Genomic DNA, 13,413 nt, shown 5'->3' on the forward strand with positions numbered 1-13,413 from the left:
CTTTGAAAGGAAAGTCATGAAGGTTCTCATCGTTCTCACCTCGCACGACAAGCTGGGGGACACCGGCCGTAAGACCGGATTCTGGCTGGAGGAGCTGGCGGCGCCGTACTACCGCTTCAAGGAGGCCGGCTGGGAGATCGTGCTCGCCTCACCCCAGGGCGACCGGCCGCCGCTGGACCCGAAAAGCAACGAACCCGACTTCCAGACCGACCAGACCCGGCGCTTCGAGGCCGACCCGGAGGCCACCGAGGCGCTGGCACACACCGTCCGCCTGGACTCGGTCTCGGCCGAGGACTTCGACACGGTCTTCTACCCCGGCGGCCACGGCCCGCTCTGGGATCTGGCCGAGGACACCGACTCTGCCCGGCTGATCGAGACGACCCTGCGCTCCGGCAAGCCGCTGGCTCTGGTGTGCCACGCCCCCGGCGTCCTGCGCCGCACGGTCAACGAGGACGGCACGCCGCTGGTGCGGGGCAAGCAGGTCACCGGGTTCGCCAACTCCGAGGAGGAGGCGGTCCAGCTCACCAAGGTCGTCCCCTTCCTGGTCGAGGACGAGCTCAAAGACCTGGGAGGCACCTACTCCAAGGCCGGCGACTGGGAACCCCACGTCGTGCGGGACGGTCTCCTGATCACCGGACAGAACCCGGCCTCCTCGGCCCCGACGGCCGACGCCCTCATCAAGCTGGTCACTACGGCCAGCGCGTAAGCGCGTACGTAGCCATTCTCCGTCCAGCGCCTGATCTCCCACCAGGTGTCGCCGGGCGCCCTGGGTGGGCCGTCGGCCGGATTGTCGGTGGGCTGCGGCAGGATCTCGGCCATGGCAGATGAACTGGACCCGTTCGCCGGGCTCGGCGAGGTCCGGTGGAGCCGTATGCGTCACGCCTACGGCTCCGCCGGGGAGGTTCCCGAATTGCTTCGCGGCCTGGCCGACCCCGACCCCGCCGTCCGTGAGACGGCCTTGGACGGCATGTACGGCGCGGTGCACCACCAGGGCGACGTCTACCCGTGCACCCTGGCGGCGATCCCCTTCCTCCTTCGCATCGCCGCGGCCCCGGATCTGCCGGGCCGGGCGGAGGTGGTGGAGCTGCTGGCGAGCATCGCCTCGGCCGAGGACCCCACCGAGCTGAGCGGGCCGTACAAGAAGGCCAACAGGGCCGTGACCGCGTACCCGCTGTGGGAGTGCCTGCTCGGCGACCCCGACCCGAAGGTGCGCGAGGCCGTGGCCGGGCTCCTGGCCGCATGCGTGGACGGGGCGCGGGCCGCGGGGACGAGCCTGACCGGCCGCCTGGAGGGCGAGGACGACCCGCGCGTACGGGCGGCCATCGTGCGGACCGTGGCCGCGCTGGGCGGCCGCCCGAGCAGCGCGGCGGGTGGCGTGGCGGGCGCACAGGACAGCGCGGAGGACGCACAGGGCGGCGTGGAGGGCGGCGTGGAGGACGCACGCGACTGGCTGGGGCGGGTCTTGGCGACGGAGGCGGAGCCGCAGGTCAGGCTGGTGGCGCTGGCGGGGCTGTCCTCGCTGGGCGGCGGTCCGGCGGTCGAGGTCGGCGAGGCGCTCGAACTGCTCACCGCCCTCTACGAGACCGGCACGCCCCCGGTCCCCCCACACGCGGACGTCGAGACCCCGACCCTGGTCGCCCCGCACGCGGACTTCGAGACCCCGACCCTGGTCGCCCCGCACGCGGACTTCGAGACCCCGACCCTGGTCGCCCCGCACGCGGACTTCGAGACCCCGACCCTGGTCGGCGCGCTGCGGCGGGCACGTGCGGAACGCGACGTGGGCCGGCGCGCGCCACAGGCGGGCGAGCTCGTGCATACCGTGTCCAAAGGCTTGGGCGACCGCGTGGACGACCGTGTACGCCTTCTGACGGCCCTGCTGCGCTCGCCCGACTGGGAGTGCCAGGTGGACGCCATGGGCCCCGCGCACGTCCTGTTCGCCAACTGGCGCGGCGACTACGCCGGGCTCGTCTCGGCCCTCGGCGAACGCGTACGCGACGGGTGCGGAAGAGGGCGGCCGGGCGTCGTCGTGGTGTCGAGGGCGGTCGGCGCGCTGGATGATCTGGGCGAGCTGGCGGCGCCCGCCGCGGACGCCCTGGCGGAGGTCCTGGCCGCCACGAAGAGACGCGTGGCGGACCACACGAGGCCGGAAGACGCGGAGCTGCCGTGGATCATCGAATGGCCTCGCGACCAGCCGACGGTGAGCCCGGCGTTGCGAGCGCTCAGCGGCACGGGGGACGACCGCGCGCTGCCGATGCTGGCCTGGGCGCTGGAGCGCGAGCGCATGCCCAGGGACATGGCCCAGCTCGTGGGCGGGTTCGGACCGCGGGCCGCGCCCCTGTTGCCCCTGCTGCGCGGCCGCCTGCGCGACCTGCCTGCGGACAAGCCGCACGACCACCGCCACGAGAGCATCTGCTGGGCGTTGTCCAGAATCGGGCCAGGGGCCGCCGAGGCCCTGCCCGACCTGCTCGGCCGGCCGATCACCGAGGGCCTGCTGGCGGCCCTCGGGGCGATCGGGCCAGGGGCCGCCGCGGGCGCGCCGATCCTGCGGGAGGCCGCAGCCTCGCCCGAGCCAGGCCAGGCCATCCGGGCGGCGAAGGCGTTGTGGCTGGTCACAGGGGACGTGGGCGCGGCCGTCGCCGTCGTGGACCGCTACCTCGGTGGGGACGACACGTACGCCGTCCGGGCGGCGGCGGACCTCCTCGGCCACCTGGCCCCCGCCATGGCAGAGCGGGAACGGGCCGCGAAGGCCAGGATCGCCCTGCTGCGGCGGCTGGCCAAGCGCAAGGACCAGTACGGCTGGGTCCCGATGGCGGCTGCCCGCGCCCTGTACCGGCTGACCGGTGACCCCGAGGTGGCGCTGCCGGTGGTGCGGCACGTGTGGGAGCTCAACAGGCACACCCGGACGGAGGCGGCCGAGCTCTGCGCGGAGTTCGGGCGGGCCGCGATGGAGGTCCGGCCGCGCCTGGAAGCCGAGCTGAGGCGGGCGCGCAGGCACAACGCGTCCGACGACGGGTACGGCAGCGCGCAGATCGTCGATGACGAGAAACTGCTCCGCCGCTGCCGGGAAGCCCTCGACGCCATGAGCTGACCCCAGATAACAAGTGATCTTTCTAGCCCGCTTCCGGCGGGGTCAGATACGCCGTCTGGATGAGCCGCGCCCCCGAACGCCGGTCCACATAGAACCCCCGCCCTGGCGGAAGCTGCTGCGGCCGCACGTTACCGAACAGCGCCCCTTCATCCCGAGGCCCCGACAGCAGTACGGCCGGGGTGTTCATCTCCTTCAACCGCCGCACGACCGGGTCGAGCAGGCTGCGCCCCGCCCCACCCATGGCCCGCCCCAGGATCAGGTGCAGCCCGATGTCGCGGGCCTGCGGCAGCAGGTCCCCGAGCACGGCCAGCGGATTGGCGGACGTGGCCACCAGGTCGTAGTCGTCCACGATCACGTACAGGTCCTGGCCGGTCCACCAGCTCCTGGTCCGCAGCTGCTCGGAGGTGAGGTCGGGCGGCGGCAGCCGGGTCTGCATGACCTCGTGGATGCCCTTGAGCACGGTGGCCGCGGCGGTGCTGGAGGCGGCGTACCCGATCCGGTGCTCGTTGTCGGCCGTGTCGAGCAGTGAGCGCCGGTAGTCGATGATGACGATCCGCGCCTCCAGCGGCGTGAACCGGTCGACGATGCCCTCGGCGACGACGCGCAGCAGGTTGGTCTTGCCGCTCTCGGTGTCGCCGAAGACGACGAAGTGCGCGTCGGCGTCGAAGTCGAGCGAGACGGGCGCCAGGGCGGCCTCGTCGATGCCGATCGGGATGCGCGGGCCGCTCTCGTCCGGTCCGGGCAGCGTGTGCACGGGGAACAGGTCGGGCAGCAGTCGTACGGGCGGCGCCGGGGACTCGTGCCAGGCGTTCGCCGCGTCCGCCACCAGCGCGGCGACCCCTTCGGCCAGGTCGTCCACGGTGGCCTTGCCGTCCACGCGGGGCAGCGCGGCGAGGAAGTGCAGCGCCTCGCGGGTCAGGCCGCGGCCCGGCGCCCCCTCGGGCACGTTGGCGGCGGCCTTCCGGTCGATCTCCGACTCGAAGGAGTCGCCCAGCCTGAGCTCCAGCCTGGTGGAGAACATGTCGCGTACGGTGGACCGGAACTCCGACCACTTGTTGGCCGTGCCGACGACGTGGATGCCGAAACCGAGCCCTCGGGAGACCAGCTCGCTCAGCGACGCCTCCAGCGACTCGAACTCCTGGCGCATCGTGGCCCAGCCGTCCACGACGAGGAAGACGTCACCCCAGCCGTCGCCCTCGTACTCCCCCGCGGCCACGAGCCGGCGGTAGGTGGCGATCGAGTCGATGCCCCGCTCCACGAACAGCCGCTCCCTGCGCGCCAGCAGGGCGGTCATCTCCGCCACCGTACGCCGGACCCGGTTGGCGTCCAGCCTGGTCGCCACGCCGCCGACGTGCGGCAGCCCGGCCAGCGCCGACAGCGTGCCGCCGCCGAAGTCCAGGCAGTAGAACTGCACCTCCTTGGGTGTGTGGGTGACCGCGAACGAGGCGATCAGCGTACGCAGCAGGGTGCTCTTGCCCGTCTGCGGTGACCCGATGATCGCGGCGTTGCCCGCGGCGCCCGACAGGTCCAGCCAGTACGGGTCGCGCCGCTGGTCGAAGGGGCTGTCCACGATGCCCACGACGGCGTGCAGCCGGCCGGGGCGGTTCTGGCCGCTACCGGCGGCGGTCAGCCCGTGGGACGCGGTCGCCTGGAGCGGCGGCAGCAGCCGGTCGAGCGAGGCCGGCTCCTTGAGCGGGGGCAGCCAGATCCGGTGGGCGGCAGGGCCCTGCCCGTTGAGGCGGTCGACCACGATGTTGAGCAGGCTGTCCTGCTGTTCCCGGTCCTCGGCGACGGGCTCGGGCTCGACCGCGGGCGGGGGCGGCAGCGGCACCCGCTCGGTGCCGTACCAGACGATCTTGCCCTGGTGGCCGGGACGGGCGGCGACCGCGCGGTTCTCCCGCTGCGCCACCTGGTAGGGGCCGGACACGTAGGCGGCCTTGAACCTGGTCATCCCGGTCGTCTCGAACATCAGGTACGCGTTGCCCGGCTCGGGCGGCAGCGAGTACGCGTCGGCGACGCCCAGCACCGCCCGGCTCTCGGCCGCCGAGAACGTCCGCAGCCCGATCCGGTACGACAGGTGCGTGTCCAGCCCGCGCAGCCGCCCCGACTCCAGCCGCTGGGAGGCCAGCAGCAGGTGCACGCCGAGCGAGCGGCCGAGCCGCCCGATCATCACGAACAGCTCGATGAACTCCGGCTTGGCCGACAGCAGCTCGCTGAACTCGTCCAGCACGATGAACAGCGTCGGCAGCGGGCTCAGCCGGGCGCCCTGCTCGCGGGCCTGCTCGTAGTCGCGTACCGAGGCGTAGTTGCCGGCCGAGCGCAGCAGTTCCTGGCGGCGTACCAGCTCGCCGTGCAGCGCGTCGTGCATGCGGTCGACCAGCGGGAGCTCGTCCTCCAGGTTGGTGATGACGGCCGAGACGTGCGGCAGCGTGTCCAGGCCCAGGAACGTCGCGCCGCCCTTGAAGTCGACCAGGACGAAGTTCAGCACCTCGGAGGAGTGGGTGATCGCCAGCGCGAGCACCAGCGTACGCAGCAGCTCGCTCTTGCCGGAGCCGGTGGCGCCGACCACGAGCCCGTGCGGGCCCATGCCGCCCTGCGCGGCCTCCTTGATGTCCAGCTCGACGGGCCGGCCGTCGGCGCCCAGGCCGAGCGGCACCCGCAGCCGGTTCCTGACCGGCCGGGCCTGCCAGGTCACGGCGGCCGAGATCCGGCGGGCGTCGCCGATGCGGAGCAGGTCGGTGAGCGTGGTGTTGGTGGCGAACGCGTCGCCCTCCTCCTCGGCCCCGCCGGCCGCGCCGGCCCGCATGGGCGCCAGCTGCCTGGCCAGCGCGCCGAACGCGGGCAGGCCCAGCACGTCGGGCCGGCCGAGCGCGGTCCTGACCTGCTTGCCCATGTCGTCCTCGACGACCCGGACCACCTCGTCGGCCGTGACGTCGAGATTCAGCGAGAGCTGCGCGGGCGCCTGTCCCGCCGACCCGCTGAGGTCGATCACGGTCACGCCCTCGATGGCGTCGGTGCCGAGCTGACTGCCCGCGGGCACCCGGCCGCCGTCCAGGATCACCAGGTGGTACGGCAGTACGTCCTGCGACAGGCCCCTGCTGAACCTCGGCCGATCCTTCAGCTCGAACCCGAGCAGGTCGTCGAGCTCCCCGAGGTCCCTGGTGACCAGCCTGACCGGGCCCGCCCCGTCCTCCTCCTCGGGATGGAAGGCGTGCGGCAGCCACTTGACCCACTCCCACTCGGCCGCGTGCTCGGGCCCGGTGCACACCGAGACCCGCAGGTCCTCGGGCGAGTGCAGGGCCACCGCCTGGGCCAGCGCGGCGCGGACCAGGCCGCGGACGGCCTCGGGCTCGCCCGCGAGCGTGATGCGGGCGAAGGAGTGCAGCGCCAGCGCGACCGGCAGGCCGGGGACCGTGGCGTGCGTACGGACGAAGCGGCGCAGCGCCCCGGCGGACATCGGGTCGAGGTCCTCGATCGGCCTGCTCTCCGGCGGGATGAGCGGCAGCGCGAGGCGCTGCGCGGAGGTGGCGATCCGCAGCTGGCCGAAGTCGTCGTCGCGGGGGCGCCGCTCCCACAGCCGCGAGGTCATGACCAGCGACCACAGTGTGACGGGGTCGGGATGGTTCCAGGTCATGGCCTTGCGCTGCTGCTCGGCGGCCTTGCGTACGCGCTTGCGCACCTGCTCCAGGTAGCGGTAGTAGTCGCGGCGCTGGCCGTTGACGCGGTTCTTGCGCTCGCCGGTGTTCCTGAGCATCTGGCCCATCGTCATGCCCACCATCGAGACGGCGAACAGGCCGCTGGAGACCATCATGATCGGGTTGCCCGTGCCGCCGCCGGTGAACATGAGCGCCATCGCGCCCGCCCCGGCGATCATCGGCAGGTACGTCAGGATCTGGGTCAGGCCACCGCCCGTGACCGTCTCGGGGATCTCGGGCGGCGGCTCCAGCAGTACCTCACCGCTCGGCTGCTCCGGCGGCCTGCGCCGGTCGGGCCGACGCACCACCCATGTGTTGCCGCTCACCGCACCTCACCGAACGGGCCACCAAACAACCCTCATAAAAGCCCGTCAGACCACGTATTCAGCGACATTTCAAATTTTCTCGACATATTTACGGCGGCGCGGCGGGGAGCCAGTCCATACACTCCTCCAAGTGAGCGCCACCGGAACCGATCTGTGCCGGGTCACGATCGTCACCCCTCGGGGGTCCCTCGATCTCGGCCTGCCCTCGGACATGCCGCTGGCGAGCATGCTGCCGACACTGCTGCGCATCGCCGGCGAAGGGCTGGCGGAGGCCGGGCTGGCCCACGGCGGCTGGGTGCTCCAGCGGGTGGGCGGGCAGCCGTTCGACGTGAACGTCACGCTGTCGGATCTGGCCGTGCACGACGGGGAGCTGCTGCACCTGCGGCCACGGGGACACGAACTGCCCGAGACCGTCTTCGACGACGTGGCCGACGCCGTCGCGACCGGCGTACTCGAACGCACCAGCCGGTGGCAGCCCGCCGTCACCAGGTCGTACGGGCTGCGGACCGCCGCGGTGGCACTGGGCGCGGGCGCCGCCGTCCTGCTGTTGACCGGCCCGCCGTGGACGCCCGCCGCCATGGTCGCGGCGGGGATCGCGCTGGTGCTGCTGCTGGCCGCGACGGCGCTGTCACGGGCCCTGGGCGACGCGGGCGCGGGGGCGGCGATCGGGTACGCGGCCTTGCCGTACGGATTCGTCGCCGGGCTGCTCGGACCCGATTCCCCGACCGGGCTGACCGGGCTGGGCGCGCCGCACCTGCTGGCGGCGTTCGGGGTCACGTTGATGCTGGCCACGGCCATCGGGTTCGCTGTCGCCCAGGGGTTGCCGACGTTCCTCGGGGTGGCCTTCGCCGCGTTCTGCGGCCTGCTCGGCGCGCTGGCGGTCATGGTCCTGGCCGTACCGGCGGCCGGGGTGGCGGCGTTGCTGGCCACACTGGCCGTGGGCATGACGACCGTGGTGCCGTCGGTCTCGTTCCGGCTGGCCGGACTGCCGCTGCCCGCCCTGCCGACGACCGCCGACGAGCTGCGCCGCGAGGGCGGTGACCTGGACGGCCGGATGGTGATCGACCGGACGATCGTCGCGGACGCCTTCTGCACGGGCCTGCTCGGCGGGGTGTCACTCCTCACGCTCGGCGCCCAGATCCTCCTGGCGGTGACGGGCACCTGGCCGGCGATCGCGATGAGCCTGTCACTCTCAGCCGCCCTGCTCCTGCGCGCCCGCGTCTTCGAAGGCCGGACCCAGCGGATGTGGCTGCTGACCTCGGCCCTGCTCGGCTCGGGCCTGCCGATCCTGGCCGTGGCGGTGGGGTCGTCGCGTGAGGTGGTGCTGTTCGGGGTGGTGCCCGGGCTGGTGGTGCTCGCGCTGCTGGTGGCCGGGGTTTCGCTCTGGCTCTCGGCGTCGCGGCCCACTCCGTTCTGGGGGCGGCTGGCCGACATCCTGGACATCGTGCTGATGATCGCGCTGCTGCCGTTGGCGCTGGCCGTACTGGATGTTTACGAGACGATCCGCGGGCTGGTCAGCTGAGGCGCGGGGCCTATTCGCAGGCCCGGATTCCTGCCTCGACTCCGATCACCAGAGCGGGGCGTTCGACGGCTCAGCAGGCCCTCTCACCCTCATCTGACACTCCAATTTGCCTATGAGACGGTCGGCGTTTTGCCTGGCCTGCCGGTTATATGCTCGATGTAGAGATTCGCCAATCTTTACTCGCCTATTGCACAGTTGTGAGCTTTATTGTAATTTTACGGGGCCCTTACAAGATCACCGAAAGGCCGATTGAATGGGGAACCTCTCCACGCCTCAGCGTCGACTGTTACAAGCCGTAGCTGGAAGCACTCTTCTAGTAAGCGCCCTGGCAATCCCACAGATTCCAGCGTCAGCGAGCCCGGCCCCAGGTGTCCGCCTCGTAGACGAGAATCCAAAGCAGCCTGTGGAGTTACTCGGAGCAGCGACCGAAACGATGCGCGCCGTCCGTCATCCAGATGGACGCATCACAATGGAAACCTGGTCCCAGCCTGTACGTGTCAAACAGTCCGCAGGAGCGTGGGCATGGATTGACACCACTCTGACCGAGCAAAACGGGATCCTCAGTCCCAAGGTCGCGAAGGCGGCTTCGGAATTCTCCGCTGGAGGTTCGGGGCACCCGCTCGTCAACTTCAGCCCGAATACCAAACAGTCCGTGAGCCTTAGCTGGCCCACCCCTCTGCCGCGCCCTACCATCGTGGGCAATAGGGCAACGTATGCCAATGCCGCAGGGGCAGGAGCCGATCTGGTGCTCACCGCCCTGCCTATGGGGTATCGGCAGGAGATCGTTCTTCGCGCGAAGCCTGCCAAGCCGATAGAGATCAACCTCCCTGTGAAGGCGAAGGGCCTGAAGTTCCAGACGCGCAGAGACGGCCGCGTCGAACTCGCCGACGCCTCCGGCCATCAGGTCGCGCGCCCCTTCAGCGCAAGCCTCTTCACAGGATCAGCGGATGGCCGACGAGCCCTCGCCACCAAGAGCAAGCCGGGACGAGCCAATCCCACACTGAAGACCGCCGACGATGGCCAGTCGCTTATTGTCGGGGTTGACAACTCCCTGCTCCAGGACCCGACGATCACCTACCCACTCACCATCGCGGCCACCGTCACGACGAGTAATGCCGATGCCGACGTGGCGGACGACGGTGCCGCCGCTGATCCGACGCGCCAGATCCTGACCGCTGGCACGATCTTTGGCGTCCCCAACAGGGTCTACCTGAGTTTCGACACCAAGGGCCTGATCGGCAAGAAGGTGGTGGATGCAAAACTGTCCCTGCTTAACACCGATGCGCCAGCTTGCGGAGATCCAGTCGGCGACGGCATCCAGGTGCGCCGGGTGACCAGCAGGTGGGACGCCAACAATCTCACCTGGGCGAACAAGCCGTCCTCGGCGGATGAAGGCGCACAAACAGTCACCAAGGCGTATGCGTCGGACTGCGGGCCTGACCAGCTCGAATGGCCTGTCACTGACATCATGCAGAGCTGGACTCTCGGCGGGAACTTCGGCCTCGAACTCCGCGCCGCCAACGAGACCGGTCCGGACGACAACTGGCGCTCACTGGCTTCGGCGGAGTATGGCGGACCGGACACGACGCCGAAGCTGACGGCCACGTTCGAGAGCTTCGGCAAGCCGACGATCGTCTACCCGGCAGGAGCAGACGGTGTCGAGGTGTTCACCGCCCCCGACCTGTGGCGTCGCGGCATGCCGATCGCGGAGGCCCAGGCTCACGCCCTGGACGTCGCCGACACGCGTGTCGAGGCAGGCTCGGACGCGCTCGCGCCGCCCCTGGTTGACATGGTCACGGGAGAGGTGGTGACACCGGCGGTCACTACCGGGGGCCGAGACGCCGCGTCCCAGCCGCTGATCGGCACGGCGTATCTGAGTAACGGCGGCGCGGAGTGGAGCTATGACAGCGGCTACGACGGCGCCGACGAAACAGACGAAGACGGCGACGGTGTACAGGGGGTTACCGAACCCTTCACCTTGAACTCCCGCGTTCCAATGGTGAGTAACAGCTCTGCCCGGCTCAAGACCATCGCCAGCGAAATCCTCACCTTGGACGGCCAGATCCCCGGCGCCGACAAGCTCATCGAAAGCTCCATCTGGGCGGCACGCAACCAGGTCATGGTGCAAGCCAGCGAGGTGACCCCGGAACTGCGGCTCGGCCTCGCGCAGCGTTACGGAGCAACAACGGTTTCCATCTGGCTGCGCCCAGGTCTGGAACACCCCACCCGCCTGATCGCGGGACCGCACGACCCCGACCCGGACGTCCGCACCTTCAAGTGTTCGAACGACAGCAAGGGCAAGGAGCTCGACTGCCGCTTGAAGGATGGGATCGTCAATAATTCTCGATGGAGCCTCGGTTTCGACTTCTACATCAACGGCGGCAGCCGCTTCAGAACTCCGACCGGAGGATCATGCAGCACCGGCTTCGCCTGGGGCACGAAGACCGACAACTTCTATCTCACAGCTGGACATTGCCTCCCCACCAACCTGCCGGCGGCCCAAGCGGCCAGGCTGACCGACTATGGCTTCGTCGCAGGCGATCGCATTCTTGGTGATCAGGCGGGCACCACGTATACCGACGGCAAGGGATCCGTTATCCGTCCGGCACCGCAAGGCGGCTTCCACGGAGACCTGGCCCGAATCAAGCTCACCGCGCGCACGCAGACGGCTTCCATTTTCACCAGCGACAACAAGTCGGACAGCGAGAAAACTCCGGTAGCCGGAAAGTGGAGCCGCAGCCCCAGGGAGAACGACGAGTACTGCACCGGTGGCTACCGAACGGGGCAGGAGTGCGGGTGGGTGGTCAATGATCCCACGGCAACAGCGGAATACCAGGCAGCCCCGGGAAGCCCCGTCGAGCAGGTGGTGCCCGTGGTGTCCGGTGGCCGGATAGGAACCTGCACCTGGCCCGGCGACTCAGGTGGACCCGTATACACCATCATCGGCAGCGGACCCGCCCAGGGGTACATTACGGCCAAGGGCATCATCAGCGGTGGGACCGATAAAGAATCCGGAATCTGCACCCAGTACTTCACTGATATCAGGCTGGCGACCAAGGCGTTCGGCGGCGACATCAAAAAACGCAAGATTACCTGAGGGAAGCCGGAGTCGATCATGGTGAGTCGCCTGGGAATGGCGTTAGCGGCTATCAGCGTTCTGCTGACTTCCGGGTGCGCCCGGCAGCCACACTGGTATCCCATCGAGTCCGCTATAGCCGACCCTGGCGGTCACACGATAACCGCCGTGATCCTCACCGGCAGGCCAGGCTCCGATGGAAGGTTCTGTGTGCAGGTCACCGATACCGAGGTCTCAGAAACCTCGGAGCAGGTTGTCCTGGGAGTCAAGGTTCGCGACGATTGTGAGCCCACCTTCCCATGGGAAGGTGGTCGCACATCAACGAACTTTGGCTTTGAGCGCAAGTATCAGTTCCACCTCAAGGCATCACTTGCAGGGCGCCATTTGGTGGACTCGGCAACTCAGCAGGAAATTCCCATTCTGTAGAACCAAACATGCCGTGCGGGCGACACGTCGAGCGCCCGCACGGCACATTCATTGCGTTCACGTCCAGGGAGATGGTGTGCGGGTGATCTAACCCAATGCCACTTGGTTGGCGTGGCAGCGGATCTGCATCCGGACAGACGCTAGTCGGAGGACGGCACGTGGGACAAGATCTTCGCGGCCGTCCTGTTTGGTCGAAAGGTCATGGAATCGGTCGGGGAACAGCTCACAGGCGGCCGGGTCGGGCTGCGGCTCGCTGATGACGGCAAGGCGGAAACCAGCGGCTCGGCGTCGGCATCCGCCTCGTCGCCAACGATCCGGACCGACCGACGCCGGTCGATCTGGTGGCCGGGCTGCTGGGCGAATGGATGAGCAGCCTGGCCGAGCGCAGTCTGTCCTTGAGCGTGCTGGACGGCCGCTTGGTGGCGGCGTTCACGCGGTCACAGGCCGATGTTGGCTTTGGCGCCCATGTAGGAGCCGGCGCCGGGCCATCCGGCCTGCGCCAGCTCGACGAAACGAGCGGAGAAGCCGATCGTCGGCAGGTCGGCCAGTGGCACGAACCGCACGCCGCGGATCGGCGTGGTGTCGGCGCCCTCGGTGACCGTGCCCACGGTGCCGCCGACTCGGGTGGCCTCGAACGTCAGGTGCACGACGTGGCTACCGCCACCGGGCAGGTGGTCGCACACGTACAGGAGCCGGCCGACCTCTACGTCGATGCCGGTCTCCTCGCGCATCTCCCGCACCAGGGCGTCGCCGATGGGCTCGCCGGGCTCGACCTTGCCGCCGGGCAACGACCAGGAGCGGCCGGTGTCGGTGTCCTGGTCCAGCAGCAGGATTTGGTCGTCCTCGATGACGACGCCCGTGACACGTACCTTCACGTCTGCATGGTCATCTGCCGTACAGGTGTCTCTGAGGTGAGCTTCTCGCAGATCCGCAGCATGTTCAGGTTCCCTGGGTTACGCAGCCGCACATACCCCTGCGGCGGGTGGAAGGCGCCGAGGTCGGCGCGTAGTACTCGGCTTGCAGCGCCATGAGGATCGGCTCCGTGTCGACCGTCCCGCTGTCGCTGAGCATGGCCTCTTGCATAAGGTCCCCTCCACGGGATGCGCCTGGCGAGTGCCTGAGGAAACCTATGGTGCCCTGTGGTTGCTCTCCGGCCGGCAGGATCGCTCACCTTGCTGAGCTGGCCGGGGCCTGTTACGCCAGTTTCACCCGGGCCTGACCCTGATCTGCCCCTCCAAGCCGAGCTGGCTGGCATACCCATCCCATGGGAGGTGCCGGGG

At 69.6% G+C, this 13,413-nt stretch carries 7 protein-coding genes; 5 read left to right on the forward strand and 2 right to left on the reverse strand.

Annotated elements, in window-relative coordinates:
- Positions 1–16: 16 nt before the first annotated feature.
- Entirely contained in the window at positions 17–706 is a 690-nt protein-coding gene (locus tag ACQP2T_RS50315) for a type 1 glutamine amidotransferase domain-containing protein (RefSeq protein ID WP_433511902.1), read from the forward strand.
- Positions 707–817: 111 nt separating this feature from the next.
- A complete protein-coding gene (locus ACQP2T_RS50320) occupies positions 818–3,088 on the forward strand; it encodes a hypothetical protein (protein WP_433511903.1) in 2,271 nt (756 codons plus the stop codon).
- 22 nt (positions 3,089–3,110) lie between these two features.
- Here ACQP2T_RS50320 and eccCa read toward each other — a convergent pair whose 3' ends face one another.
- The gene (gene eccCa / locus ACQP2T_RS50325; protein WP_433511904.1) at positions 3,111–7,109 is read right to left on the reverse strand and encodes a type VII secretion protein EccCa; all 3,999 of its coding nucleotides are present in this window, start codon (positions 7,107–7,109) and stop codon (positions 3,111–3,113) included.
- A 130-nt stretch (positions 7,110–7,239) separates the two neighbouring features.
- Between eccCa and eccD the strand changes: the two genes are divergently transcribed.
- The 3 genes from eccD (at position 7,240) to ACQP2T_RS50340 (ending at position 12,133) form a co-directional block, all read left to right on the forward strand.
- Entirely contained in the window at positions 7,240–8,631 is a 1,392-nt protein-coding gene (eccD, locus tag ACQP2T_RS50330; RefSeq protein WP_433511905.1) for a type VII secretion integral membrane protein EccD, read from the forward strand.
- A gap of 745 nt (positions 8,632–9,376) precedes the next feature.
- Entirely contained in the window at positions 9,377–11,728 is a 2,352-nt protein-coding gene (locus ACQP2T_RS50335) for a DNRLRE domain-containing protein (protein ID WP_433511906.1), read from the forward strand.
- A 147-nt stretch (positions 11,729–11,875) separates the two neighbouring features.
- Entirely contained in the window at positions 11,876–12,133 is a 258-nt protein-coding gene (locus ACQP2T_RS50340) for a hypothetical protein (protein WP_433511907.1), read from the forward strand.
- Positions 12,134–12,570: 437 nt separating this feature from the next.
- Here the strand turns inward: ACQP2T_RS50340 and ACQP2T_RS50345 are convergent, their stop codons facing one another.
- Positions 12,571–13,008: an NUDIX domain-containing protein gene (locus ACQP2T_RS50345; RefSeq protein ID WP_433511908.1), complete on the reverse strand. Its 438-nt coding sequence runs from the start codon at positions 13,006–13,008 to the stop codon at positions 12,571–12,573.
- Positions 13,009–13,413: the final 405 nt, after the last annotated feature.

Origin of the sequence: Nonomuraea sp. CA-143628, assembly GCF_050942315.1 — a bacterium.
Classification (GTDB): Bacteria; Actinomycetota; Actinomycetes; order Streptosporangiales; family Streptosporangiaceae; genus Nonomuraea.

Excerpts from the sequence above, each read along its gene's own strand:
- ACQP2T_RS50315 (WP_433511902.1), top strand. The coding sequence starts at position 17 with ATGAAGGTTCTCATCGTTCTCACCTCGCACGACAAGCTGGGGGACACC.
- ACQP2T_RS50320 (WP_433511903.1), top strand. The coding sequence starts at position 818 with ATGGCAGATGAACTGGACCCGTTCGCCGGGCTCGGCGAGGTCCGGTGG.